Genomic DNA, 24,222 nt, shown 5'->3' with positions numbered 1-24,222 from the left:
AGCAGGCACTGGACTGGCCGGCGTAGAACTTCCATTATCGTATGCAAGCTCTCCATCTATCGACGAAATGAAATTTGAATTGCTGCTGTAGAAGTTTTGCGAACCCGTTTTGTTGAGGTATTGGATGTAAGGAATAGAAAGTGACCAGCCATAACCGACGATGCCGTCGGAAGTATTTTGACTATTGTACTGAAGAGACACATCGGGCTGGAGGCCGTTGCGCCCGGGCGGAATATCGAGCGAAATTTTCTGCGTGAATGCACCAGTCGATCCATCTATTCTCGGATCTGCAACATCACCAGTCAGAAGATTGGAATTTGGAATCGTTGGTGTGCCGCCACCAAACGCTGCAAACGCTGGTTGGACGGGCGCGAGTGCTATCGACACAAAAGCAAAAAGCGAAATTGCTTTCCATTGAACCGACCCCGAATTCCAACGAAAAGTTTTCACAAAGAAAAAAATACCAACACCTGCACAATAACACGCACTTGGTCGGCGTAGGCGGTTGCAAGCGGCCGTCGTGTGGATAATCAGTGACAAGTGACAGCGATCTTAACCTTGCGTATGCACTACTACTCTCTCCAATGATTGCCCGACGCTTCGGCGGAGTATCAGTTCGTTCGTGCCGCTCGCTTCTTGATCGGTTTTTTCTTTGCTGTGCGGAGCTTCATATTGATCTGCTGCTCGGCAGGCGTGAACTCCAATACCTCTGTGATCTTATACTGCGGCTCTGCCTGATCATCGCTCGGCGGTGTGATTTCCATTTTCACTTTGTAGCGGTCGTTCATGAACGATCCACCCCGCTTAACTGCATCCTTCGCGATGTTTGTGTCGCGGATGTCGACGTAGACGGGTTTCTTTCGGTACAGAAAGCGCCACTTTGGGGCCTTCACATCGAAGACGGGGCTGTGCGTGTATAGCACCGCGGTAACGATTTTCGGCTCTGCCTCCATTTCGATCGGATCTACACCGCCCGGGTCTTCGCACGACGCGACGATTGCCTTCACATCCTCATTCCGATAGGTCGCGATCTGTTTGTCGTCTTTGCGAAACTCGATCGCTTTTGCCTCCTTTCGATCTATCGGTGTGAGCGTCCCCTCGACCGCTTCGAGGATCTGCGCGTTTTGAGAGAGCCGGAAAACGTCGCTGCCGATTTGGAATGTATTGTTGTCACCTTCGACCTTGATGACGACGGCACCAGGCGATCCTTTCACCGCCTGCGCTGACTCCACCTTTCGTCCATTGCGCCATTTCAGATAGCCAAAAAGCCCGGTTGCTGTAGCCCCCGTCGCAACGCCAAGTTTTTGCAAAACGTCGGCCGCGTGCTTCACACCGTCGTCGTTCAGAAAGTCTTTGACGGTATCGAGAATCGTCTGGAGCGTCTCGAAGTTGATGAGGAAGCACTTATGCTCAAACCTTGAATCGACCAGCACCTTCATCGTTGCGCGGTTCTGATTAAGTTCGGCATTGGCTGCTCGAATCAACTTTCCGAACGCCAAAAGCGCAGGCCCGAGTGCCTCCACGTCCATGGTGTGGTCGTCGTCGTGGTCGCCAATGTAGGCGACCTGGAACCGCTCCCGGTTCTGCCCGCTGTCAGCCACAAGTCCCCCCTGGTAGTCTGGACACAATCCTACATTGCGGGCGAACGGTCCACTGCACCGCAGCTTAACATCCCCTTTTGGAGTTGGTGGGCCTGCCTGGACAAACGCCTAGGCTTGCTTGCTGGCCCTGGAGGTCGAATGCCACGATTGCAAAAGGTGACGTGGTTTGGTCTAAGTATGCCGTCTACGGACGAACCGTGTCCGTGCCAAAACCGTGCCAAGCCAAATCTAGGCGAGGCGAAAATCATAGCAATCTCAAGAGATTGCGGGCGTAGTTCAATGGTAGAACGGCAGCTTCCCAAGCTGCATACGAGGGTTCGATTCCCTTCGCCCGCTCCAAGCTTCCGATTGAAGTTTTCCATTCCGATCGATCTGGCAGGCGCGACCGCGTATTCGCGCGGTGCGTAAAATTCCAATATATTAGCCGCTGTCTCCGGCGCTTGCTGGTCCCTTGGCCTAAGCTCCTCACGCTTTGGCGGGTGCGGTCTCTGGCCGGGCAACGTTCGGATGAAGACCATGGACCAGCAAAAACTCGATCGCGCGATCGGGCGCCGCCTGAAGACGCTGCGGACGCAGGCCGGCATGACGTTGAACGAGCTCGCCGCACGCTCCGGCGTCAGCCGTGCCATGATCGGGCGGGTGGAGCGGGCGCAGAGCAGCGCGACGGCTGCGCTGCTGGGACGACTCTGCGCGGCGCTCGACGTGTCGCTCAGCGATGTCGTCGCGCTCGCCGAGAAGCCGCCGGAGCGCTTGGTGCGGCTTGCCGACCAGCCGCATTGGCGCGATCCCGACAGCGGCTATCGCCGCCGGCACGCCTCGCCGACGGATGCGGCGAGCGGCATCGAGATCATCGTCGTGGATTTGCCGGCCGGCGCGCGGGTGCCGTACAGCCCCTGGGGCCGCAACGCCTTCACCCAGCAACTGCTGATGCTGGAGGGCGCGATCGCCGTGCACATCGACGCCAAGGCGGTGCGCCTGCGCGAAGGCGACTGCCTGGATTTCGACGTGATGCGCGCGGTGATCTTCGAGAATGAAACCAAGCAGGACGCGCGCTACATCATCATCACGCGGCGCGGCGTCTCCTACGGGAAGATGTGAGATCAGGGCAAGCCTGTCATGGCCTGTCGACAAGTCCGGTCAATGCTCAGGCCAATTGCGGCAGCGGCTGGACCCGCTCGCCGGCCCAGGAGCTGAGCATTTTGATGATAGAGCGTCGCGGACTGCCACAGAACGCGTTGATAGAGCCTGCCTTTGTCCGAATCCCTGGCGATATCGCCGCGCGCTCTCATGATCTTGCCGCGAATGCTCGTTGTGGCGCCGTCGGTGAGCGGCAACCATAGGCAAGGCGGCGGGGCCGCGCGTCCAGCGTTCGAGCGAGACGCGGGTCGGGCAGGGGCGTGTCTACGGCTGTGGCTACAACCGTAATTTGAGGCTCGGCGGTGACGGTCCTCAAAATGAGTTGCGTACCTCAAAACACCTCTGCTAACCTTCAGCGATGGCTGACACCCTCGCCGCGACCGCGCTGACGCTGAAGGACATCGCCCGCGAGGCGGGCGTCAGCCTGGCGACGGTCGATCGCGTGCTGCACAACCGCCCGGGGGTGCGGCCGGACACGGTGCGCCGCGTCAAGGCGGCGATCGAGCGCAACGCGTTCCAGCCGCATGTCGCCGCCGCCGAGCTCGCCCGCGGCCGCGCCCGCCGCTTCGCCTTCGTGATGCCGTCGGGGCCGAACCCCTTCATGCAGCAGATCGAGGCCTATCTCGGCGAGATGTCGGCCTGGCTCTCGGTTCGCCGCCTCAATGTCGAGATGGTCGCGACCGACGTGTTTGACCCCTCCGTGCTCGCGGCCTCCCTGGAGGCGCTGTCGGGTGACTACGACGGCGTCGCCGTGGTGGCGCTGGACCATCCGGGCGTCCGCGCCGCGATCAACGATCTCGTCGATGCCGGCACCAAGGTGGTGACGCTGGTGTCGGACGTGCCGTCGTCGCGCCGCCACCATTATGTCGGCATCGACAACATTGCCGCGGGCCGCACCGCCGGCGCGCTGGTCGGCCGGCTGGCCGGCCAAAAGTCCGGCAAGGTCGCGATCGTCGCGGGCTCGCAGGGCCTGCGCGACCATGCCGAGCGCATCTTCGGCTTCAACCAGGTGATGGCTTCGGAATTCCCCGGCCTCAGCGTGCTGCCGGTGCTGGAGGGGCGCGACGAGGACGATCGTTCCGAACAGGTGCTGGCGCGGCTGCTCGGCAAGCATGCCGACATCGTCGGCCTCTATAACGTCGGCGCCGGCACCCAGGGCGTCGCCAAGGCCTTGAGTGACAAGGCGTTGAGCGATGCCGGCCGCGATAAGCAGGTCGTGTTCGTCGGTCATGACGTCACCATGCTGACGCGCCGGCTGCTGCTGCAGGGCGTGATGGATGCCGCGATCTCGCAGAACCCCGGACATGAAGCGCGCGCCGCCGTGCGCGTGCTGCTCGCGCTCGCCCGCGGCGAGCCGATCCTGCGCGAACAGGAGAAGATCAGGATCGACATCGTGATGCGGGACAATCTGCCTTAGCGGCAGATGAATATGGAACGGCCTGGCGGGAAGGCGACGCAAGCTCGCGCACCGCAATGGGTAAATGGGAGGACGATTTGTATCTCGGACTGGACATCGGCACCTCCGGCGTGAAAGCGGTGCTCGTGAGCGAAGCCGGCGCGATCCTCGCGACGGCGGCGCGCGAGCTTGCGCTGTCGCACCCGGCGCCGCTGTGGTCCGAGCAGGACCCCGATTCCTGGGTCGATGCAGCCATCGGCGCGGCCGACGATCTCGCCGCCCGCCATCCGCGCGAGGTGGCGCGGGTCCGCGGCATCGGCCTGTCGGGCCAGATGCATGGCGCGACGCTGCTCGACGAGAACGGACGGCCGCTGCGTCCGGCGATCCTCTGGAACGACGGCCGCTCGCAGGCCGAATGCGCCGTGCTGGAGCAGCGTTGCCCCTCGCTGCACGCGATGGCAGGCAATCTGGCGATGCCCGGTTTCACCGCCCCGAAGCTGTTGTGGGTCGCGCGGCATGAGCCAAAAATCTTCGCGCGCGTCGCAAAGGTGCTGCTGCCGAAGGCCTATGTGCGCTATCGCCTGACCGGCGAGTTGATCGAGGACATGTCCGATGCGGCCGGCACGCTGTGGCTCGATGTCGGTCTGCGCCGCTGGTCGCCCCTGCTGCTGCATGCCACCGGGCTCGATCTCCACCACATGCCGCGCCTCGTCGAGGGCAGCGAGGTGAGCGCGATGCTCGCGCCGGAATTCACCCAGCGCTGGGGCATGGCGAAAGATGTCGTTGTCGCCGGGGGCGCCGGCGATAACGCCGCGAGCGCGATCGGGCTCGGCGCGATCGCGCCGGGCGATGCGTTCCTGTCGCTGGGAACGTCAGGCGTGGTGTTCCGCGTCACCGACCGGTTCGCGCCGGCGCCTGAAACGGCGGTGCATGCGTTCTGCCACGCGCTGCCCGGCCTCTGGCACCAGATGGGCGTGATGCTCTCGGCAGCGGCCTCGCTGGCCTGGCTCGCCGGCGTGATGGAGACGCCGGCCGCAGCGCTGCTGGCGCCGCTCGGCGAGCGCATCGACGGGCCGAGCCCGATCAGATTCCTGCCCTATCTCGACGGCGAGCGCACGCCGCACAACGATGCCGCGGCGAGCGGCGCCTTCGTCGGCCTGCGCGGTGCGACCGGACGGACGCAGATCGTGCAGGCCGTGCTCGAAGGCGTGGCATTCGCCGCGCGCGACAATCTGGCGGCGCTGAGCGCGGCGAGCGGGCCTGTTGCCGAGCTCGATCTCGTCGGCGGCGGCTCGCGCTCGCCGCTATGGGCGCAGATCTGCGCCGATGTGCTCGGCATTCCCGTTCACCGCGTCGAGGAGGGCGAGGTGGGGGCGGCCCTCGGCGCCGCGCGGCTCGGCCGGCTCGCTGTGACCGGCGAGACACCGGCAGCGGTCTGCACCCGCCCGCGGCGGCTCGCGAGCTTCACGCCCCGCGCATCCGTCACTGAGGCCTATGACGAGGCCTATCGGCGATGGCGCGCGCTTTATCCCGCATTGAAGGAGTGCTCTTAAGTGAACGCGTCAGCCAAATTCTTCGATGCAACTGCACCTGTCGCCTTCGCCGGCAAGGATGCGGGACAGGCGCCCGCGTTCCGCTGGTACGACAAGGATCGCCTCGTGCATGGCCGCAGGCTGGAGGATCATCTGCGCTTTGCGGTCTGCTATTGGCATTCGTTCTGCTGGCCGGGCGGCGATCCCTTCGGCGGCGAGACGTTCCTGAGGCCGTGGCACCGGGGCGGTGACGCGATGGCGCAGGCGCGGGCCAAGGCCGACGTCGCCTTCGAGCTGTTCCGCCTGCTGGACGTCCCCTACTTCACCTTCCACGACGTCGATGCCGCGCCGGAAGGTAGCTCGCTCGCCGAGTCCGTCGCCAATCTCAATGCGATCGCCGATCTGTTCGAAGCGAAGATGGCCGCGAGCAAGGTGCGCCTGCTCTGGGGCACCGCCAACCTGTTCACGCATCGTCGCTACATGGCGGGCGCGGCGACCAATCCGGATCCGGAGATCTTCACCTACGCGGCAGGCCAGGTTCGCGCCGCGCTGGAGGTGACGCACCGGCTCGGCGGCCAGAACTATGTGCTTTGGGGCGGACGTGAGGGCTATGAGACGCTGCTCAACACCGATCTCAAGCGCGAGCTCGACCAGCTCGGCCGCTTCATCTCGCTGGTCGTCGAGCACAAGCACAGAATAGGCTTCAAGGGGCCGATCCTGATCGAGCCGAAGCCCAAGGAGCCGACCAAGCATCAATATGATTTCGATGTCGCCACCTGCTACGGCTTCCTTGCGCGCTATGACCTCCTGAAGGACGTCAAGCTCAACATCGAGCAGAACCACGCCATCCTCGCCGGTCACTCCTTCCACCATGAGGTGGCGCTGGCCGAGGCGCTCGGCGTGTTCGGCTCGCTCGACGTCAACCGCGGCGACGATCTGCTCGGCTGGGATACTGACCAGTTCGCGATGAACGTCCCGGAGCTGGCGCTGGTGTTTCACGAGATCCTGAACCGTGGCGGCTTCACCACCGGCGGGCTCAATTTCGACGCCAAGATCCGGCGGCAGTCGATCGACCCTGATGATCTGATCCACGCCCATGTCGGCTCGATGGATGCCTGCGCGCGCGCATTCCTCGCCGCCGCCGACATGCTGGACGCCGGCGCCCTCACGGCGCCGCTCACCGAGCGTTACCAGGGATGGTCCGGCCCCGAGGGTCGCGCCATTCTCGGCGGCCAGCGTTCGCTCGCCGATCTCGCCGACCGCGCGCTTCGTCCCGGTTTCGACCCGCAGCCGCGCTCGGGCCGGCAGGAATATCTGGAATCCCTGGTCAACCGCTATGTCTGAGCGAGGCTGCTGATGGCAAACGCTGACGCGACACCGGTCCTCGAGCTGACCGGCATCGGCAAGGAGTTCGGCGCGATCCGCGCGCTGCATGGCGTCGACATGCAGGTCATGCCGGGCGAGGTTGTCGGGCTGATGGGCGACAACGGCGCGGGCAAGTCGACCCTGGTCAAGATCATCGCCGGCAATTTCCGCCCCAGCCATGGCGAGATCCGCTTTGCCGGCAATGCGGTCCATTTCAGCCGGCCGGTCGATGCCCGCGCCGTCGGCATCGAGGTCGTCTACCAGGACCTCGCGCTGTCGGACAATCTCACGGCGGCGGCCAACGTGTTCCTCGGCCGCGAGCTGAAGCGCAGGTTCGGGCCCATCGCATTGCTCGACCACAAGGCGATGGCAGCGCGCGCGCTGGAGCTTTTCGGCGAGCTGCGCTCGGAGACGCGCCCCGACGATCTCGTCAAGCAGATGTCGGGCGGCCAGCGCCAGGCGGTCGCGATCGCGCGGACGCGGCTCTCCAATGCGCGGCTGGTGATGATGGACGAGCCCACCGCCGCGATCTCGGTGCGCCAGGTCGAGCAGGTGCTCGGCCTGATCCACCGGCTCAAGGAGCAGGGTGTCGCGGTGATGCTGATCTCGCACCGCATGCCGGATGTGTTCGCGGTGTGCGACCGCGTCATCGTCATGCGCCGCGGCGAGAAGCGGGCCGACAAGCCGATCCACCAGACCTCACCAGAGGAAGTCACCGCCCTCATCACCGGCGCTAAGGAGGCGGCGTGATGGCCATGCCCATGGAATCTCCGATCAGCTTCACCAATGTCGGCAAGATCAGGTGGTGGCAGCGCGGCATCTTCGCCTCCCAGACCGGTTACGTGCTGCTCGCGCTGGCGGTGCTGCTGGTGATCATGCATTTCGCCAGCCCCTATTTCTTCACCGAAGGCAACATGCAGAACGTGGCGAAGAACTTCTCGTTCATCGCCATCGCGACGCTCGGCGTCACCTTCGTCATCATCACCGGCGGCATCGATCTGTCGGTGGGATCGATGATGTGCTTCTCCGCCATGATCACCTCGATGGTGATGACCGAGCTGTCGGCGCCCGGCTCGCCAGCAGGCGCCTTGTTCGTGCACATGGCGGCCGACGGCAAGACCGTAATTGCCAACGTGCCCGGCCTGATCCTGCTGATCTCGATCCTCGCCGGCCTCGGCGTCGCGCTGATCGCGGGTCTCGTCAACGGCTTCTGCATCGCGGTGCTCGGCCTGTCGCCCTTCGTGACCACACTCGGCATGCTCTCGATCGTGCGCGGGCTCGGCTATGTCGTCTCCAACGGCCGCGGCAGCTTTCCGGGTGGGCCCGACGCCGATCGATTCTACGCGCTCACGTCGGGCGACGTGCTCGGCGTGCCCGTGCCCTTCATCTATCTCGTGGTCCTCGCGCTGACGATGGCCGTGGTGCTGCATCACAGCGCGTTCGGCCGCCACGTCTTCGCGCTCGGCGGCAACGAGAAGGCGGCTGAACTCACCGGCATCCCGGTCGTGCGGGTGAAGATAGAGGTCTATGTGATCTGCGCGCTCGCAGCCGGCCTGCAGGGCATCATCATCTCCGGCTGGCTCGGATCGGCGCCGGCCAACATGGCGACGTCCTACGAGCTCAACGTGATCGCGGCGGCCGTGATCGGCGGCGCCAACCTCGCCGGCGGCATCGGCGGTCCGCTCGGGGCCATCGTCGGCTGCGTGCTGCTGGAGGTGATCCGCAATGGCCTCGTGCTGGCGCAGGTCTCCTCCTACTGGCAGCAGACGCTGGTGGGCGTGATCATCATCCTGGCCGTGCTGGTCGACCGCATCCGCTCGCGGATGAGCTGACGTAACGTCGCTTCGGGAAGACAAATAAAATTTTGCCTGTCCACTTCCCGGGCGCTTTCGAGAGGATAGGCACCAAACAAGGGTGGAGGAGACAATGAGGAAACTTCTTCTTGCCGGCATCGCCGCCGCAATGATGGCAACGCCGGCGTTGGCCGCGAACTACCGCTTCGTCATCGTGCCCAAGGCGATGAACAATCCGTTCTTCGACTTCGCGCGCGACGGCTGCCTGAAGCGAGCCAAGGAGCTCGGCAATATCGAGTGCATCTACAAGGGGCCGGTCGAGCATGAGCCGGCGACGCAAGCCCAGATCATCCAGGACTTCGTCACCCAGAAGGTCGACGGCCTCGCCATCTCGGTCGCCGACGTCGCGGCCATGACCAAGTCGATCGAGGCGGCGACGGCGGCCGGCATCCCCGTCATCACCTTCGATGCCGACGCGCCCGGCTCCAAGCGCATCGCCTATATCGGCACCAACAACAAGGAGTTCGGCGTCGCGCTCGGCAAGCAGCTGGTGAAGATGCGCCCCGACGGCGGCAAATACGCCATGGTCTCGGGCGGCCCCGGCGCCAAGAACCTCGCCGAGCGCGTCGACGGCGTGCGCGAGGCGCTGAAGGGCTCGAAATGGACGGAGGTCGCCGGCTCCCCGACCTTCTGCAACGACGATCCGGCACTCGCGGTCCAGCAGATGACGGATATGCGCACCGCGACACCTGATCTCGCCGCCATCGTTCCCATCGGGGGCTGGCCGATGTTCGCGCCCGAAGGCTTCAAGGCCTTCGCCAGCAGGAACAAGAAGGACATCGATTCCGGCAAGTTCACGCTCGTCGTCGCCGATACGCTGAAGATGCAGCTCGAGCTGCTACGCGACGGCTATGCCAACGCGCTGGTCGGCCAGCGTCCGTTCGAGATGGGCGAGAAGGCGATGGACACGCTGCTCGCCATCAAGAAGGGCGAGAAAGTGCCGGAGATCGTCTACACCGGCCTCGATCTCGTCACCAAGGACAACGTCGCGCAGATGTTGAAGTAGGAGCGTCCGCCAGCCCCGCGCTCCTGCGTGCCTCCCCCGCTTGCGGTTTTTGCAAGCGGGGGAGATGATCTGGACTGCTGGAATGAAGACAAGGCAATGGGAATGAAACGGTCGCGGCTCGGTTCGCTCGACGTCACTTCAATCGGTCTCGGTTCCGCCCCGCTGGGGGGATTGTTCACCCCCGTGAGCGATGCCGATGCGGAAGCCACGATCGCGCGCGCCTGGTCGCTCGGGGTGCGCTTCTTCGATACGGCGCCGCTCTACGGCTTTGGCCTCGCGGAGCGGCGATTGGGGGCCTTCCTGCGGCAACAGCCGCGCGACTCCTACGCCATCTCGACCAAGGTCGGCCGCCTGCTGCGCGCGCCCGATGGCGGCGCCGCCGAGGACGAACACTATAAGGGCACGCCGCGCGAGCGGCCGGTGTTCGATTTCAGCCATGACGGCGTGCTGCGCTCGGTCGAGGAGAGCCTGGTCCGTCTCGGGCTCGACCGCGTCGACGTGCTGCTGGTGCACGATCCTGATGATCACTATGACGACGCCGTCGCCGGGGCCTTCCGCGCACTCCAGCGCCTGCGCAGCGAGGGCACGGTGAAGGCGATCGGCGCCGGCATGAACCAGTCGGAGATGCCGGTCCGTTTCGCCGAGGCCGTGCCCGTCGATTGCTTCCTGCTGGCCGGGCGCTACACGCTGCTCGACCAGGGCGCCCTGGATGCGCTGTTTCCGCTCTGCGCGGCGAAAGGCATCGGCACCCTGCTCGGCGGCATCTACAACAGCGGCATCCTCGCCAATCCGCACACCAGCGCGAAGTTCAACTATCAGGACGCCGATGCTTCGCTCGTCGCGCGGGCGCTGGAGCTGGACGCGCTCTGCCGCAAGCATGGCACCGAGCTGAAAGCCGCCGCGCTCCAGTTCTGCATGGCGCATCCGGCCGTCACGGTCGCCGTGATGGGCGCGCGCAACGCCGCGGAGGTTTCCGACAACATCGCGATGTCGGAGACAGCGGTGCCGGCGGCCTTTTGGCAGGAGCTGCGGGCTCGAAACCTGGTCGATGCGCGCGCGCCGCTGCCGGGTGGGGCGTAGGCCATGATCATCGACGCGCATCAGCATTTCTGGGACCCGGCGCGCGCGGACTATCCCTGGATGGCAGCGGACGAGCTGACGCCGATCCGCCGCGCCTTCGGTTCGGCCGATCTTGCACCGCTGCTGAAGGCGAACGGCGTCGACGCCAGCATCCTGGTGCAATGCCGCTCCGCGCTGGAGGAGACCGAGGAATTCTTGCGGATAGCGCACGAAAATCCCTTCGTCGTCGGCGTGGTCGGCTGGGCTGATCTGACGGATGGTGCGCTCGGCGAAACGCTCGATCGGCTTCGTGCTTCGCCCGGCGGCGACAAGCTGGTCGGAATCCGCCACCAGGTCCACGACGAAGCCGATCCCGATTGGCTGCTGCGCGAGGACGTTCAGCGCGGCCTCACCGCTGTGTTCGCCCACGATCTCGCCTACGATTTCCTCGTCCGCGCCCGCGAGCTGCCGTCGGCGATCGCATCCGCGCAGGCCTTTCCGCAAGCGCGCTTCGTGCTCGACCATGCCGCCAAGCCGCCGATCGCCGACGGCGGCAGCGAGGTGTGGGCCGATCGCATCGCCGCGCTCGGGGCTTGCGACAATGTCTGGTGCAAGATCTCCGGGCTTGCGACCGAAGCGGTCTGGAATGATTGGGATGCGGAACGCCTGTTTCCGTTCGTCGCGCACGCCGCAAGGTGTTTCGGCGAAGACAGGCTGGTCTTCGGCTCGGACTGGCCGGTGTGCTTGCTCGCGGGGAGCTATGGCGAGATCAAGAGCGCGCTGGAGGCCTGTCTGGCGAAGCTTGGCCCGCAGCTGCGGGACAAAGCGTTTGGTGTGAATGCGACGCGGGCGTATCGGCTGGCTATCGCAAGTTAGCGTCTGAGCGCGCTCATGCTTCCTGCCTCTCCTGGCAAAGCAGAAGAGGGGAAGCAGCGGCGGCGTGCGCTCTTGTCTACTCGGACATCGGCTTGTCGGAGATGTCCCAGTCCTTGCCGGTGAAGGTGGAGATGAAGAGCGTCTTCATCGGCGTGTAGTCTTCGGGCGTGTAGCTGTAGGTGACGCCGTCGAGGAAGTAGGGCGAATGGAAGCCCGCCAGCGTCGAGGCCTGCTTCAGCACGTTGGCGCGGGTGAGGTCGTCGCCGCAGCGGCGCAGGATCTCGCCCATGGTCACGGCCTGGCCGTAGCCGGCGAAGGCGATGGTGTTGTCGGGGTCGATGGCCGGGGTGTACTTCTTGCGCAATTCCTCGAACGCCATCACGTCGGGGTCCTTCTCCCATTTGGGCAGGCCGACCTCCTTGTTATAGCGGATGGCGACGATGCCGGTGGCGTTCTCGAGGCCCGCGGCATTGAGGATCGAGCGGCCGGTCGAGCCGGCGGAAAGAAGCTGCAGCGGCTTCCAGCCGAGCTCGGCGACCTTCCGGATCGACTGCGACGAGGCCTTGCCGGTCGAGATGTTGTAGAAGACGTCGGCGCCCGACTTCGAGAGGTTGATGAGCTGGGAATCGACGGTCGGCTCGGTGAGATCGTAGGTCTGCTCCATGATCACCTTTGCGGTGCCGCCGGCGTCTTCCAAAACCTTCTTGAAGGGACCGAGGAAGTCGCGGCCGAAATCGTCGTTCTGGTAGAGGATGCCGATCTTGGCGTTCGGCTTCACGCTGACGACGTGGCGAGCCAGGATGCGCGCCTCGGTCGGATAGAGCGGCAGGCCCGCCATCGTCCATTTGAACTCTTTCGGATTGTTCCACTTCGACGCGCCGGTGTTGAGCAGCAGCTGCGGCACGCCCTTGGAGTTCAGATATTTGTGCACGGCGGTCTGCGGCGCGGTGCCGAGCGAGCCGTAGAGCGCGAGCACTTCCTCCTGCTCGACCAGGCGCCGCGTCGCCTCGACGCATTTCGGCGCGCTGTAGGCATCGTCCATGGTGAGAAACTTGACCTTGCGTCCGTTGATGCCGCCCTTCTCGTTCAGCATCTGGAAATAGGCCTCGCCGATGCGCCCGAGCACGCCGTAGAGCGAGCCGGGGCCGGAATGCGGCACGGTCTGTCCGATCTTGATCTCGGTGTCGCTGGCGCCCGCATCGTATTTCTTCTCCGCGGCCCAGACGTAAGGGGCGGGCAATGTGGATGCGGCGATGGTGGCGAGCGCGGCGGCGCTGAAATCGCGTCGCGATGGATTCTTCGTCATTATTTGTTTCTCCCTGGCGAGGGCATTGTGCTGGCATCGCAGCTTGGCTCGCAAGTGGGAAGTCACGGCTTTGCGACGCAATGACGCTCAAATCACGGGGCGTTAGCGCCTAGACTCAAGTTTTCTCGGCCACGATCACGAGGCCGCGCACCGGCTCGTTATTCTCGATGCGCGGCGAGGCCGGCTCCAACGTCAGCAGCTTGAGGCCCGCCTTGGCGAGGGCGCCGCGCACATATTCCGCGGAGTGGGCATAACGCAGGCCTTCGCCGAGCACGATGCCGCTGCCATCATGCGTCTCCAGTGTGAAAGCGAGCACGCCGCCGGATACGAGCACGCGCCTGGCTTCGCTCAGCACCGGCGCGAGATCGGAGAGATAGACGAACGCATCCGCGGCGACGACGAGGTTCGCGCATCCATCGCCCTTGCTCCGCAGGCCTTCGATCATGTCGGCGACTTCGAGCTCGGCGTAGAGTTCGGTCGCACGCGCCTCCTTGATCATGCCGGGCGACAGGTCAATGCCGATGAAATGATCGACCTGCTTCGAGAATGCGGCGGCCGCAAGCCCGGTGCCGCAGCCGAGATCGATGGTGCGTTTGAAGAAGGCCGGCTTCTTCGCGGCGACCCGCGCGGCCACCACCGCCTTGAAGATCAGCGCCGGGGCGCGATAGTCGAGATCGTTGACCAGCGTGTGCTCGAAGCGCGGGGCGTACTGGTCGAACAGCGCCTGCACATAGGCCTTGGGCATCTCCGACATCTCGGCGTCGCCGAGCCGCATCAGATGCAGGCCAGCGCCGTGCTGGTCCTCGGGATCGGACCTCCGCGCTTCTCGAAATGCGGCGATCGCCTTGTCGCGCTCGCCGAGCTGCTGACGGATTTCGCCGAGCGTGAACCAGGCCGAGGTGAAGTTCGGCGCGAGCTCGATCGCCTGCTCTATGAGGTCAGCGGCGGCGGGCAGATCGCCCTTGAGCTGGAGGTCGCGTGCGAACTCGAAGCGGCGGTCGGCGATGAGATCGCCGGAAGTCTGGAACAGGCGGAGCGGCATTGGGAACCATCTCGTCATTGCCGGGCTTGACCCGGCAATCCATCAAAAAGAGGACTCTTTAAGAGGATGGATGCGCGGGTCAAGCCCGCGCATGACGGCTTAATTTGGAGCAGCCCCTTCCTATATGTCTCACATGCGTCCGCAAGACATCCTGCTGCCAGTTGCTGCCGGCCTGTGCTGCAAGCCCGGCGGCTTCCATATCGACCCCGTCCGGCCGGTCGAGCGGGCCGTGATCACCCACGGCCATTCCGACCATGCCCGCGCTGGCCATGGTGCGGTGCTGGCGACGCAGGAAACGCTGGACATGATGCGGCTGCGCTATGGCGAGAATTTCGCCGGGTCGACGCAAGCCATCAGCTATGGCGAGGAGATCCGGCTCGGCGATGTCTGCGTGAAATTCCACCCGGCCGGCCATGTGCTGGGATCGGCGCAGATCGCGGTGACCTGCAAGGACACCTGCATCGTCGCCTCCGGCGACTACAAGGACGCGCCCGATCCGACCTGCACGCCGTTCGAGCTGGTGCAATGCGACGTCTTCATCACCGAGGCGACGTTCGGGCTGCCGGTATTCCGGCATGGCGATGCGAGCGACGAGGTCAAGAAGCTGCTCGCCTCCGTCGCGCTGTTTCCCGAGCGCGCGCATCTGGTCGGCGCCTATTCGCTCGGCAAGGCCCAGCGCGTGATCGCGCTGCTGCGCGCGGCCGGCTATGACGCCCCGATCTATCTGCATGGCGCGATGGAGAAGATCACCGAGTACTATCAGAGCCGGGGCATCGATCTCGGCGAGCTCAGGCCGGTGAAGGGCGTGAAGAAGGCGGCGCTCGCCGGCACCATCACGCTGGCGCCACCCTCGGCCACTTCCGATCTCTGGACGCGGCGCTTTCCCGATCCGGTCACTGCGTTCGCGTCAGGATGGATGCGCGTGCGCGCCCGGGCGCGGCAGCGTGGCATCGAGCTGCCGCTGGTGATCTCCGACCACGCCGACTGGGACGGCCTCACCGCCACCATCGCCGCGACCGGTGCCGGCGAGATCTGGGTCACGCACGGCCAGGAAGATGCGCTGGTGCATTGGTGCCAGAGCAAAGGCCTGAAAGCGCAGCCGCTCGACCTCGTCGGCTATGGCGACGAGGAGGAGAGCGAGACGGCGCTTCAAGACGAGGCCGAAGCATGAACCGCTTCGCCGAGCTGCTGGACCGTCTCGCCTACGAGCCCGGCCGCAACAACAAGCTGCGGCTGCTCACCGGCTATTTCCGCGAGGTCGGTGACCCCGACCGCGGCTACGCGCTCGCTGCGCTCACCGGCGCGCTCAGCTTCAAGCACGCCAAGCCCGCCCTGATCCGCGATCTCATCGCATCGCGTACTGATCCCGTGCTGTTCGGGTTGAGTTACGATTACGTCGGCGATCTCTCGGAGACGGTGGCGTTGATGTGGCCTCAGCGCGCGGGGGACGGTGAGCAGTCTTTTCCGAGCCACCCCTCTCCCCCGCCCTCCCCCACAGGGGGGGAGGGAGCGCAGCGGAGTGGGGCGCTGTCAGCGAGCACAATATCTCTTGGCGATTCCCAAAGTGAGGGACGCGCGAGCTTCTCCGTTCCCTCCCCCCTTGTGGGGGAGGGGCAGGGAGGGGGGTACTCCGGGCGAGATGCTGATGAGTCCCCTCACGCCCGCAACCACAACAACCCGCCGCCGCCGACTCTCACCGAAGTCGTCACCACGCTCCGCACCCTCGGCAAGACCGAGCTGCCGAAACAGCTCGAGCGCTGGCTCGACGAGCTCGACGAGACCGGGCGCTGGGCGCTGCTGAAACTCGTCACCGGGGCGCTGCGCATCGGCATCTCTGCGCGCCTTGCCAAGACCGCGGCGGCCGCGCTCGGCGACAAGGACCCGCACGAGGTCGAGCTGATCTGGCCGGGGCTCGCGCCGCCCTATCTCGACCTGTTCGCCTGGCTGGAGGGCCGCGGCGAAAAGCCGGTCAACCGCGATCCCGCACCGTTCCGCCCGGTGATGCTGGCGCATGCGATCGAGGACAGCGATTTCGCCGCGCTCGATCCCGCCGACTACATCGCCGAGTGGAAGTGGGACGGCATTCGCGTGCAGGCCGTCGCCGGCCGGGACGAGCGCGGCCACACCACGGCGCGGCTCTATTCACGTACTGGCGAGGACATCACTGGGAGCTTTCCCGATCTCGTGCCGTCGCTGCGCCTTCCGGGCGCGATCGATGGCGAGCTGCTGATCCTGCGTGAGGGCCGTGTGCAGAGTTTCAACGTCCTGCAGCAGCGGCTCAACCGCAAGGTCGTCTCGCCCAAGCTGATCAAGGAATTTCCGATTCACCTGCGCGCTTACGATCTTCTCGGCGACGACGAGAACGATTTGCGCGAGCTGCCGTTCGCGGAACGGCGCGAACGGTTGGAGACCTTCATCGCAAAGCTCGGCGATCCCCGCATCGATCTGTCGCCCACCGTTGCCTTCTCCAGCTGGGAAGCTTTGACTGCCGCACGCGCCGATCCCGCAAGTGCCGGTGCCGGCGAAGACGCGGACGCTGTCGAAGGCGTGATGCTGAAGCGACGCGATGCGCCTTATCTGCCCGGACGTCCCAAGGGCCAGTGGTGGAAGTGGAAACGCGATCCGCACATCATCGATGCCGTGCTGATGTATGCGCAGCGCGGTCACGGCAAGCGCTCGTCCTTTTATTCCGACTACACGTTCGGCGTCTGGACCGCGGGCGAGGGCGGCGACGAACTGGTGCCGGTCGGCAAGGCCTATTTCGGCTTCACCGACGAGGAGCTGCTGCAGATCGACCGCTTCGTCCGCCGCAACACCACGGAGAAATTCGGCCCCGTCCGCCATGTCGTGCACGAGGGCGACAAGGGCTTGGTGCTGGAGGTGGCGTTCGAGGGCCTGCAGCGCTCGCCGCGACACAAATCCGGTGTCGCCATGCGCTTCCCCCGCATCAGCCGCCTGCGCTGGGACAAGCCGCCGCGCGAGGCCGATCGGCTGGAGACGCTGGAGAGGATGCTGAAGGCGGACGCGGCGGAGGTCGAGGTGTGAGGCATCGATCTTGCCGCGATGGCGGTGTGCTCCCCCGCTTGCGGGAGAGGGTTGTCTCCGCAGTGGGACAATCCCCCAGAGGAGAGAGCCCTCACCCGCGCCTTCGGCGCGACCTCTCCCGCAAGCGGGAGAGGTGACCGAGCCCGCAGCCATCGGTGTGCCACAACCGAACCTTGGGCACCGCCCGAATTAAACTCCCGTAACCCGATTGACGCCCTGTTGCGGGTTCCCCATCTGCCTCGCCGTGCCCTATAATGGGTCGAATCCCCTACAGGAGTTTGAGATGGTCCAAGACGTCAGAGATTTGCCGGCCGGCCGCAACGACGGGCTGAACCGCTTTCTCGGCGGCTCGCCGCTGGCGGTCGCGTTTCGCCTGGTCCTGCTCTCGATCCTGGTCGGTGTCGTGCTGGCCGCGATCGGCTTCGATCCCTGGAACATCCTCACCAGCATTCGCCTGTTGTTCCAGCGTCTCTGGGATCTCGGCTTCGACACCATCAACTGGCTGTGGCGCTACTTCCTGCTCGGCGCGGTCATCGTGATCCCGATCTGGCTGCTCTCGCGCGTGTTCGGCACGCCGCGCGGCCGGTGAGATTTTGAAGGTCCGCAGCCGATGCAATTGCGCTTTGTCGGCTGCGGCGATGCTTTCGGCTCCGGCGGCAGGCTCAATACCTGCTTCCACGTCTCGGGGCGCGAGGCCAATTTCCTGATCGACTGCGGTGCGTCGGCTCTGCCGGCGCTGAAGCGGCTTGAGATCGCGTGCGAGGACATCGATCTCATCCTGATCACGCATTTCCACGGTGACCATTTTGCCGGCCTGCCATTTGTCCTGCTCGACGCCCAATTCTCGCGGCGGACGCGGCCGCTGACGATCGCCGGCCCGCAAGGTATCGAGACGCGGCTGCGTGAGGTGATGGAGGTGCTGTTCGAGCACTCCTCGAAGACACAGCAGCGCTTCGAGCTAAATGTCGTCGAGCTCGCGCCCGAGCAAAGCCGGACTTTCGGTGCCGTGACGGTGACGCCCTATCCGGTCGTGCACGGCGAATCCGGTGGCCCCTTCCTCGCCTACCGCATCGAGGCCGAGGGCCGCACGCTCGCCTACAGCGCCGATACCGAATGGACGGAGACGCTCATTCCGCTGGCGCATGGCGCGGATCTTTTCATCGCTGAAGCCTATATGTACGAGAAGGTGGTGAAGAACCATCTCAGCCTGAAGACCTTGGAACAGCATCTGCCCGCGATCGGCGCCAAGCGGCTCGTCCTCACCCATATGAGCGACGACATGCTGTCGCGCCTCGAGGCTCTGCCTCATATGGCGGCCGAGGACGGCATGGTCGTCGTGTTCTGACCATGCACGCGCCCGTCCATCCCAAAGTCGGCACACGCGAAGTGTTCGCCATCGCCGGTCCGGCGATGGTCGCGAACCTGACCACACCGCTGATCGGCATCGTCTCGACCACGGCGATCGGCCGTCTCGACGATGCCGCGCTGCTTGGCGGCGTGGCGATGGCCTCGGTGATCTTCGACTGCCTGTTCTGGCTGTTCGGCTTCCTGCGGATGAGCACGCTCGCCTTCACCGCGCAATCGCTGGGCGCGGGTGACACGCGCGAGCCGACCGCGATCCTGGCGCGCGGCTTCATCGTTGCCGGCCTGATCGGCGCCGCGCTGATCGTGCTGCAACTGCCGCTGGCCGCTTTGCTGTTCGACCTCATGGGCGGCAGCGAAGGTGTGACGCAGGCGGCGAAGACCTACTTCAAGATCCGGATCTGGTCGTCGCCGTTCGCGCTCGCCAATTACGTCATCCTCGGTTGGCTGATCGGCCAGGCCCGCGCCAATTCAGCCTTGATGCTTCAGGTCGTCATCAACCTCGTCAACATGGCGGCGACGATCCTGCTGGTGCTGGTCTACGACACCGGCATCGCCGGTGCCGCGATCGCCGCGCTGTTGTCGGAAGCGGTCGGGTTCGCCCTCGGCGTGATCGTCTGCCGCCATTATGCCGATGGCGGCTTCTCCGTGCCGTACGCGACCCTGCTCGACCGCGACAAGCTGTTGCGGTTGCTGGCGGTGAACACCGACATCCTGATCCGCACTGCGGCGCTGATCGCCGTATTCCTGTTCTTCACCGCCAAGGGCGCGCAGGCCGGCGACGTCACGCTGGCCGCCAACTCGGTACTCAACAATTTCCTGCTTGTCAGCGCTTTCTTCCTCGACGGTCTCGCCAACGCAGCGCAGCAGCTCTGCGGCCGCGCTGTTGGCGCGCGCGATGCAAGGGGCTTTGCGGATTCGACCCGGCTGGTGCTGCTATGGGGCCTCGTCTTCGCGCTGGTGGTGTCGGGACTGTTCGCGCTGTTCGGGCCGCATTTGATCGATTTAATGACGGCGAGTGACGACGTCCGCCGTGCAGCGCGCGAATTCCTGCCGTTCGTCGTGCTCGCGCCGATCCCCGGGGTATTCGCCTTCGGCTTCGACGGTATCTATATCGGCGCGACCTGGGCGCGCGAGATGCGCAACCTGATGCTGGCTTCGCTGCTGATCTTCCTCGCCGCCTGGTGGGCGCTGCAGTCGCTCGGCAATGCCGGACTGTGGTGCGCGCTGATGGCTTCCTACCTCTCGCGCGGTGGCTTGCAGGCCGCACGCTATCCGGCGCAGTTCCGGGCGACGTTCTCCAAATCATAGCTCTCGTGTCCCGGACGCGCTGCAGCGTGAAACGCTGCTGCGCAGAGCCGGGACCCATTCCTCTCGAACTCGCCGTCACATGGGCCCCGGCTCTGCAGCGCACCGCGCCGAAGGCGGCGCGCTGCGCTGCGTCCGGGGCACGAGAGCGCCTTACATCCCCGGCCAGTCTTCCGCCGTGAGGGTCGCCGCATCTGCGCCGACGATCTCGGACAAAGAATCCCGCCCGGTGCGAAGCAGCGTCGAGGTGAGGTCGCGCTTGATCTCGTCGACGAGGCCGAGGCCCTTGTAGATCAGCGACGAATAGAGCTGGATCAGGCTCGCGCCGGCGCGGATCTTCGTCAGCGCGGCACCGCCCGAATCCACGCCGCCGACGCCGATCAGCGGGAATGCGCCCTCGACGCGCACATAGGTTTCCGCGACCATGCGCGTCGACAGGCGGAACAGCGGCCGGCCGGACAGGCCGCCTTGCTCCTTGGCGCGCATCTCCTCCCGCAGCGTGCTCGGCCGCGCGATCGTCGTGTTCGACACGATCATGCCGTCGACCCGGCGCGAACGCGCCACCTGCACGACGTCGTCGAGCTGGGCGAGGCTCAGATCCGGCGCGATCTTGAGCAGCACCGGCGTGTCGCCAGCCTTCTGCCTGACACGCTCGCGCGCGTCGATCACCCTTGCGAGGAGATCGTCGAGCAGGGCGCCTTCCTGCAAATTGCGCAGGCCCGGCGTGTTCGGCGAGGAGACGTTGACGGTGAAATAGCTCGCGACCGGCGCAAAGGTCTCGATCAGCTTGACGTAGTCGGCGACGCGGTCCGGCGAATCCTTGTTGGCGCCGACATTGACGCCGACGATGCCGCCGTGCTGCGCGCGCGCGGCAAGCCGGCGCAAGGCGACGTCGGCGCCGTCATTGTTGAACCCCATGCGGTTGATGACGGCCTCGTCGCGCTCCAAACGAAACAGCCGCGGCCGCGGATTGCCGCTCTGTGGCTTCGGCGTCACCGAGCCGATCTCGACGAAGCCGAAGCCGAGCCGCAGCAATGCGTCCGGCACCTCGGCGCTCTTGTCGAAGCCCGCGGCCATGCCGATCGGATTGGGAAAGTTGAGCCCGAAGGCGCGCATCGCGAGCTTGGGATCGTCAGCGCGCGGCTTGACCGGCGGCAGGAAGCGCAGGCCCTGGATCGCGAGGCGATGGGCGTCTTCCGGATCGAGCCAGCGCAGCACCGGCAGCGAAAAGGCGTCGAAAGCGCGGATCACGGCAGCAGCTCCGGAGTGTCGTGGCCACCGTCCGAGCGGATGTTGAGGTTCATCACCGACAGCACCGCGCCGAGGTCGAGCTCGCCATAGAGATGTGGAAACAGCTCGTCATTGCGCGAGCGCTCCCAGCGCAGCTCGCTGCCGAGGGCGTCGCCATCGACCTCGACCAGGAACAGCGCGCGCTGTCCGACATAGTGCTTGCGCAAGGTCTCGGGAACCTGGGCAGCGGTGGAGAAATGGATGAAGCCGTCGCGCGCATCGTCCGCGCTGCCCCGGTAGACACCCTGCCGTTCCGCCTCGCGCCAGGCCGAGGCCGGACAGATTTTGTAGATCTTGACCACCGCTTGCGCAGCCCTGTTTGCTCTTTGAGTCAGCTCTTTGAGTTTCTTGGGTTTTTTCGCTGCGTGCGGGTCCCCGAAACCCGGGCGCGACCGTAAAGGCCGCCCCTTCCGAACTCAAGGCTTAGAGCCTATTCCGTTCCGATGAAATCGGAACGGGGCTCTAGATTCCTATTTTGGCGCGTTTTTCCAGAGGCGAACCGCTATCCACATCGCTTGAAGGCGCGCCTGCCCACCGCCTCTTGCGCGAAAAACGGAAAACCGGTTGATTTGAGGATAGTTTTCCTGAGTTGCGACGGGCTGGACCTTGCATGGTCAGACAGGCCAAAGCGCAGAGGATACTGACGCACGACCAGATCTGGGTCGCCCTGGATCGGCTGGCGGCGCGCGCCGGTCTGTCGCCGTCCGGCCTTGCCAAGCGCGCCGGGCTCGATCCCACCACCTTCAACAGGTCCAAGCGCGTCACCTCCGACGGCCGCGAGCGCTGGCCCTCGACCGAATCGATCGCAAAGGCGCTGGCCGCGGCCGACTCCTCGATCGAGAGCTTTGCGCGGCTGATCGACGATGAGGCCGGCGACGGTCGCTCGGTACCGCTGCTCGGCTTCGCGCTGGCCGGCGCGAGCGGCGCTTTCGATGAGGCCGGCCTTCCATCCGGCAAGGGCTGGACCGAAACCGCGCTTCCCACCGAGGACAGCCACACCTTTGCGCTGGAGATTTCCGGCGATGCGCTGCTCCCTGCCTATCGCGACGGCGACCTCATCCTGGTCTCACCCGGCGCACCGATCCGCAAAGGCGACCGCGTGGTGGTGAAGACCAAAGGGGGCGAGGTGGTGGTCGCGACGCTCGGGCGCCGCACCGCGAAGGCGCTGGAGCTTCAGTCGTTCGATGCCTCGCAGGCCGGGCGCACGATGGCGGCGAGCGACGTAGCGTGGATCGCGCGCATCATGTGGGCGAGGCAGTGAGGGCGAGGGGACGCTCACATGCAGCGCACTCAACGCATCCACGGAGCTCTCACAGCACTTCGAAGATCTTGTAGGCGACGGCACCTTCGACGAGGTAGCCCTTGCCGACGCAGACGACGTCGTTGAGCCAGGCATAGGTTTGCGAGCCGGTCTCGAACAGCGGATTGGTGCGGAAGTAGTATCCGGCGGGATCGACCTTGGTACGTCGCGCGGGATCCGCCATCTCGGCGCGCAAAGACTGCGGCGTCACCCAGCGGCCGCCATAGGTCATGTAGATCAACTCGCCATCATGCGTCCGCAACGACAGGCGCACATCGAGGGTCATGGTACCATCGGCGCGGAATAACGCCCAGTCACCACCGCCCCGCAGCACCTCACCGCGCAGGCGCGGCCCTTCGAACGAACCCTTGGCCGCCCCGAACAGCACGCGCTGCCCGATCGGCCCGGCGCCGAAATTGATGCGCGGATCGAGGTCGACGACGATGTCGAAGAGAAGCCTGGTCGCCACGTCACCGACGGGCTTGATGCGGGGATCGGCCATGGTCTGACGCTCCTGTTTCGTGGATGGTGTTGCGTCGGCGAGCTACGCTGCCTGCGTGGCTTCGCCGAACAGCTTGCGCCTGACCACGTCGGTCGAAACGCCGGATTGGGCGCAGAGCTCGGAGAGATCGAAGACGAAGCGCTCATGCGCGATCTTGTCGTCGCGAAAGGCGAAGGCGATGAACACCGGCAGCTCCGCGCGGCGCCCGTTGGGCTCGGCCCCGAAGCGATCCCCCGTCATCGTCATCCGCGCGGTGCCCCAGCAGACCAGCGTGTCGGCGGAATTGGCGTGGCCGTCGAGGGTGACGTGATAGTCCGGGAAGGACTTGAAGAAGCGCGTCAGGATGCGCTGGTTTTCGGCGAGGCCTCGCGCCCTGGTGCCGAAGGCCGGCGTCTCCAGCACCATGTCGGGATGCAGAACCTCCAGCGCCGCTGGGATGTCCTGCCGGCTCTTCGCGATTGCCAACCTTTCCGCCAGCTCGAACATGCACCTGCCGTCCACGGCTCGTCTCGCAACATTCTAAATGTCTAATACATACATCATGTATGTTATATGCGGTTTGATACCAACGGGTCAAGCGTTAGGTTGTGCGCGATGCGGGCAAAGGATCCTCCGAGAAGTCGTCGGGAAGAGTACAGCGAGGCCACCAGGCAGGCGCTGCTCGATGCCGGCCGCGAAGCGTTTGCCGCCAATGGATTTCAGGCGGCGGGCATGGAGGCGATCTCGCGGGCGGCGCGGGTCACGCGCGGCGCGTTCTACCATCACTTCGCGGACAAGAAGGCGCTGTTTGACGCCGTCGTGGTCGCCATGCAGCGCGACGCGGCCGCCAGAATCGAGGCCGCGGCGCGCAACGAGCGCAAGATCTGGGATCGTCTCAGCGCCGGCATCGACGCCTATCTCGACGCCTGCGAAGAGCCGGACTACGCGCGCATCGTCATCCAGGAAGCGCAAGCCGTGCTCGGCGAGCCGCGCTATCGCGATATCGAGGAGACCTATCCGACCGCGCTCCTGATCGCGACCCTGCGGGCCCTGAAGCGCGATGGCGAGTTGCACGCGGACGATGTCGATCTGCTCAGCCGGATGATCGACGCCATGATCTGCAAGATCGGATTGCTGCTGCCCCACGCCGACGATTCCAGGAAGCTGCGCAGAAACGGACAGAAGATCGTCGCCGCCGTGCTGGAGACCTTTCGCCAGAAGGTCTGAATCCGCTCCCGGCCCGCGATCGCCCTGCATCGCCAT

General features: G+C 65.2%; 24 protein-coding genes and 1 tRNA gene. 17 read left to right on the top strand and 8 right to left on the bottom strand.

What is annotated here, in order from left to right; all coding sequences use genetic code 11:
- The coding region (locus XI03_RS17790; protein WP_271592819.1) for a SpvB/TcaC N-terminal domain-containing protein at nt 1–540 on the bottom strand (540 nt) is incomplete at its 3' end.
- A 71-nt stretch (nt 541–611) separates the two neighbouring features.
- The gene (locus XI03_RS17785; protein WP_271592818.1) at nt 612–1,601 is read right to left on the bottom strand and encodes a hypothetical protein; all 990 of its coding nucleotides are present in this window, start codon (nt 1,599–1,601) and stop codon (nt 612–614) included.
- A gap of 265 nt (nt 1,602–1,866) precedes the next feature.
- Here XI03_RS17785 and XI03_RS17780 point away from each other — a divergent pair.
- The 10 genes from XI03_RS17780 (at nt 1,867) to XI03_RS17735 (ending at nt 11,825) form a co-directional block, all read left to right on the top strand.
- A tRNA-Gly gene (locus XI03_RS17780) sits at nt 1,867–1,940 on the top strand.
- Between the two features lie 177 nt (nt 1,941–2,117).
- The gene (locus XI03_RS17775; RefSeq protein ID WP_271592817.1) at nt 2,118–2,699 is read left to right on the top strand and encodes a helix-turn-helix domain-containing protein; all 582 of its coding nucleotides are present in this window, start codon (nt 2,118–2,120) and stop codon (nt 2,697–2,699) included.
- A gap of 397 nt (nt 2,700–3,096) precedes the next feature.
- The gene (locus XI03_RS17770; RefSeq protein WP_271592816.1) at nt 3,097–4,155 is read left to right on the top strand and encodes a LacI family DNA-binding transcriptional regulator; all 1,059 of its coding nucleotides are present in this window, start codon (nt 3,097–3,099) and stop codon (nt 4,153–4,155) included.
- A gap of 77 nt (nt 4,156–4,232) precedes the next feature.
- Entirely contained in the window at nt 4,233–5,687 is a 1,455-nt protein-coding gene (gene xylB, locus XI03_RS17765) for a xylulokinase (protein WP_271592815.1), read from the top strand.
- A complete protein-coding gene (gene xylA / locus XI03_RS17760) occupies nt 5,688–7,010 on the top strand; it encodes a xylose isomerase (RefSeq protein ID WP_038947297.1) in 1,323 nt (440 codons plus the stop codon).
- 12 nt (nt 7,011–7,022) lie between these two features.
- Entirely contained in the window at nt 7,023–7,781 is a 759-nt protein-coding gene (locus XI03_RS17755; protein ID WP_271592814.1) for an ATP-binding cassette domain-containing protein, read from the top strand.
- Complete coding sequence (locus tag XI03_RS17750; RefSeq protein ID WP_028140889.1) at nt 7,781–8,863, top strand: ABC transporter permease; 1,083 nt, start codon at nt 7,781–7,783, stop codon at nt 8,861–8,863. Before XI03_RS17755 ends, XI03_RS17750 begins: the two co-directional genes overlap by 1 nt.
- A gap of 94 nt (nt 8,864–8,957) precedes the next feature.
- Nucleotides 8,958–9,890, top strand: a complete 933-nt coding sequence (locus XI03_RS17745) for a sugar-binding protein (RefSeq protein WP_271592813.1) — start codon at nt 8,958–8,960, stop codon at nt 9,888–9,890.
- Nucleotides 9,891–9,992: 102 nt separating this feature from the next.
- Entirely contained in the window at nt 9,993–10,970 is a 978-nt protein-coding gene (locus XI03_RS17740) for an aldo/keto reductase (protein ID WP_271592812.1), read from the top strand.
- Between the two features lie 3 nt (nt 10,971–10,973).
- The gene (locus XI03_RS17735; RefSeq protein ID WP_271592811.1) at nt 10,974–11,825 is read left to right on the top strand and encodes an amidohydrolase family protein; all 852 of its coding nucleotides are present in this window, start codon (nt 10,974–10,976) and stop codon (nt 11,823–11,825) included.
- A gap of 76 nt (nt 11,826–11,901) precedes the next feature.
- Here XI03_RS17735 and XI03_RS17730 read toward each other — a convergent pair whose 3' ends face one another.
- Nucleotides 11,902–13,131: an ABC transporter substrate-binding protein gene (locus tag XI03_RS17730; RefSeq protein ID WP_028140885.1), complete on the bottom strand. Its 1,230-nt coding sequence runs from the start codon at nt 13,129–13,131 to the stop codon at nt 11,902–11,904.
- Nucleotides 13,132–13,246: 115 nt separating this feature from the next.
- Complete coding sequence (locus XI03_RS17725; RefSeq protein ID WP_038947305.1) at nt 13,247–14,173, bottom strand: class I SAM-dependent DNA methyltransferase; 927 nt, start codon at nt 14,171–14,173, stop codon at nt 13,247–13,249.
- Between the two features lie 133 nt (nt 14,174–14,306).
- Between XI03_RS17725 and XI03_RS17720 the strand changes: the two genes are divergently transcribed.
- The 5 genes from XI03_RS17720 (at nt 14,307) to XI03_RS17700 (ending at nt 19,891) form a co-directional block, all read left to right on the top strand.
- Nucleotides 14,307–15,344 carry a ligase-associated DNA damage response exonuclease gene (locus tag XI03_RS17720; protein ID WP_049801937.1) on the top strand — a complete coding sequence of 346 codons (1,038 nt, stop codon included), beginning with the start codon at nt 14,307–14,309 and terminating at the stop codon, nt 15,342–15,344.
- A complete protein-coding gene (locus tag XI03_RS17715; RefSeq protein ID WP_271592810.1) occupies nt 15,341–17,218 on the top strand; it encodes an ATP-dependent DNA ligase in 1,878 nt (625 codons plus the stop codon). Before XI03_RS17720 ends, XI03_RS17715 begins: the two co-directional genes overlap by 4 nt.
- A 283-nt stretch (nt 17,219–17,501) precedes the next feature.
- Nucleotides 17,502–17,807 carry a DUF6460 domain-containing protein gene (locus XI03_RS17710; RefSeq protein ID WP_018320831.1) on the top strand — a complete coding sequence of 102 codons (306 nt, stop codon included), beginning with the start codon at nt 17,502–17,504 and terminating at the stop codon, nt 17,805–17,807.
- Between the two features lie 21 nt (nt 17,808–17,828).
- Nucleotides 17,829–18,563, top strand: a complete 735-nt coding sequence (locus XI03_RS17705) for an MBL fold metallo-hydrolase (protein WP_028140880.1) — start codon at nt 17,829–17,831, stop codon at nt 18,561–18,563.
- A 2-nt stretch (nt 18,564–18,565) separates the two neighbouring features.
- Entirely contained in the window at nt 18,566–19,891 is a 1,326-nt protein-coding gene (locus tag XI03_RS17700; RefSeq protein ID WP_271592809.1) for an MATE family efflux transporter, read from the top strand.
- A gap of 150 nt (nt 19,892–20,041) precedes the next feature.
- On the opposite strand, the gene XI03_RS17695 is transcribed toward XI03_RS17700, so the two are convergent.
- Nucleotides 20,042–21,139, bottom strand: coding sequence for a quinone-dependent dihydroorotate dehydrogenase (locus XI03_RS17695; protein ID WP_028140878.1), 1,098 nt, complete (start codon nt 21,137–21,139; stop codon nt 20,042–20,044).
- The gene (locus tag XI03_RS17690; protein ID WP_018320827.1) at nt 21,136–21,480 is read right to left on the bottom strand and encodes a DUF952 domain-containing protein; all 345 of its coding nucleotides are present in this window, start codon (nt 21,478–21,480) and stop codon (nt 21,136–21,138) included. The genes XI03_RS17695 and XI03_RS17690 overlap by 4 nt, the downstream gene beginning before the upstream one ends.
- A 308-nt stretch (nt 21,481–21,788) precedes the next feature.
- Between XI03_RS17690 and XI03_RS17685 the strand changes: the two genes are divergently transcribed.
- Nucleotides 21,789–22,439 carry a S24 family peptidase gene (locus XI03_RS17685; RefSeq protein WP_028140877.1) on the top strand — a complete coding sequence of 217 codons (651 nt, stop codon included), beginning with the start codon at nt 21,789–21,791 and terminating at the stop codon, nt 22,437–22,439.
- Nucleotides 22,440–22,488: 49 nt separating this feature from the next.
- Here XI03_RS17685 and XI03_RS17680 read toward each other — a convergent pair whose 3' ends face one another.
- Together XI03_RS17680 and XI03_RS17675 are read right to left on the bottom strand one after the other, a co-directional pair.
- Nucleotides 22,489–22,980, bottom strand: a complete 492-nt coding sequence (locus XI03_RS17680) for a DUF3237 domain-containing protein (RefSeq protein ID WP_095425052.1) — start codon at nt 22,978–22,980, stop codon at nt 22,489–22,491.
- Nucleotides 22,981–23,022: 42 nt separating this feature from the next.
- Complete coding sequence (locus XI03_RS17675; protein WP_271592808.1) at nt 23,023–23,481, bottom strand: ester cyclase; 459 nt, start codon at nt 23,479–23,481, stop codon at nt 23,023–23,025.
- Between the two features lie 93 nt (nt 23,482–23,574).
- On the opposite strand from XI03_RS17675, the gene XI03_RS17670 reads away from it, so the two are divergent.
- A complete protein-coding gene (locus XI03_RS17670; RefSeq protein WP_271592807.1) occupies nt 23,575–24,186 on the top strand; it encodes a TetR/AcrR family transcriptional regulator in 612 nt (203 codons plus the stop codon).
- Nucleotides 24,187–24,222: the final 36 nt, after the last annotated feature.

This window comes from Bradyrhizobium sp. CCBAU 65884, assembly GCF_028128835.1.
Taxonomy (GTDB): domain Bacteria; phylum Pseudomonadota; class Alphaproteobacteria; order Rhizobiales; family Xanthobacteraceae; genus Bradyrhizobium; species Bradyrhizobium ottawaense.
The sequence above is the reverse complement of the archived record's forward strand: the minus strand, read 5'-3'. Positions and strand labels throughout refer to the sequence as shown.

Excerpts from the sequence above, each read along its gene's own strand:
- XI03_RS17710 (WP_018320831.1), top strand. The coding sequence starts at position 17,502 with ATGGTCCAAGACGTCAGAGATTTGCCGGCCGGCCGCAACGACGGGCTG.
- XI03_RS17670 (WP_271592807.1), top strand. The coding sequence starts at position 23,575 with ATGCGGGCAAAGGATCCTCCGAGAAGTCGTCGGGAAGAGTACAGCGAG.
- XI03_RS17700 (WP_271592809.1), top strand. The coding sequence starts at position 18,566 with ATGCACGCGCCCGTCCATCCCAAAGTCGGCACACGCGAAGTGTTCGCC.
- XI03_RS17740 (WP_271592812.1), top strand. The coding sequence starts at position 9,993 with ATGAAACGGTCGCGGCTCGGTTCGCTCGACGTCACTTCAATCGGTCTC.
- XI03_RS17735 (WP_271592811.1), top strand. The coding sequence starts at position 10,974 with ATGATCATCGACGCGCATCAGCATTTCTGGGACCCGGCGCGCGCGGAC.
- XI03_RS17720 (WP_049801937.1), top strand. The coding sequence starts at position 14,307 with ATGCGTCCGCAAGACATCCTGCTGCCAGTTGCTGCCGGCCTGTGCTGC.
- XI03_RS17750 (WP_028140889.1), top strand. The coding sequence starts at position 7,781 with ATGGCCATGCCCATGGAATCTCCGATCAGCTTCACCAATGTCGGCAAG.
- XI03_RS17725 (WP_038947305.1), bottom strand. The coding sequence starts at position 14,173 with ATGCCGCTCCGCCTGTTCCAGACTTCCGGCGATCTCATCGCCGACCGC.
- XI03_RS17775 (WP_271592817.1), top strand. The coding sequence starts at position 2,118 with ATGGACCAGCAAAAACTCGATCGCGCGATCGGGCGCCGCCTGAAGACG.
- XI03_RS17685 (WP_028140877.1), top strand. The coding sequence starts at position 21,789 with ATGGTCAGACAGGCCAAAGCGCAGAGGATACTGACGCACGACCAGATC.
- XI03_RS17745 (WP_271592813.1), top strand. The coding sequence starts at position 8,958 with ATGAGGAAACTTCTTCTTGCCGGCATCGCCGCCGCAATGATGGCAACG.
- XI03_RS17715 (WP_271592810.1), top strand. The coding sequence starts at position 15,341 with ATGAACCGCTTCGCCGAGCTGCTGGACCGTCTCGCCTACGAGCCCGGC.
- XI03_RS17730 (WP_028140885.1), bottom strand. The coding sequence starts at position 13,131 with ATGACGAAGAATCCATCGCGACGCGATTTCAGCGCCGCCGCGCTCGCC.
- XI03_RS17680 (WP_095425052.1), bottom strand. The coding sequence starts at position 22,980 with ATGGCCGATCCCCGCATCAAGCCCGTCGGTGACGTGGCGACCAGGCTT.
- XI03_RS17755 (WP_271592814.1), top strand. The coding sequence starts at position 7,023 with ATGGCAAACGCTGACGCGACACCGGTCCTCGAGCTGACCGGCATCGGC.
- XI03_RS17770 (WP_271592816.1), top strand. The coding sequence starts at position 3,097 with ATGGCTGACACCCTCGCCGCGACCGCGCTGACGCTGAAGGACATCGCC.
- XI03_RS17705 (WP_028140880.1), top strand. The coding sequence starts at position 17,829 with ATGCAATTGCGCTTTGTCGGCTGCGGCGATGCTTTCGGCTCCGGCGGC.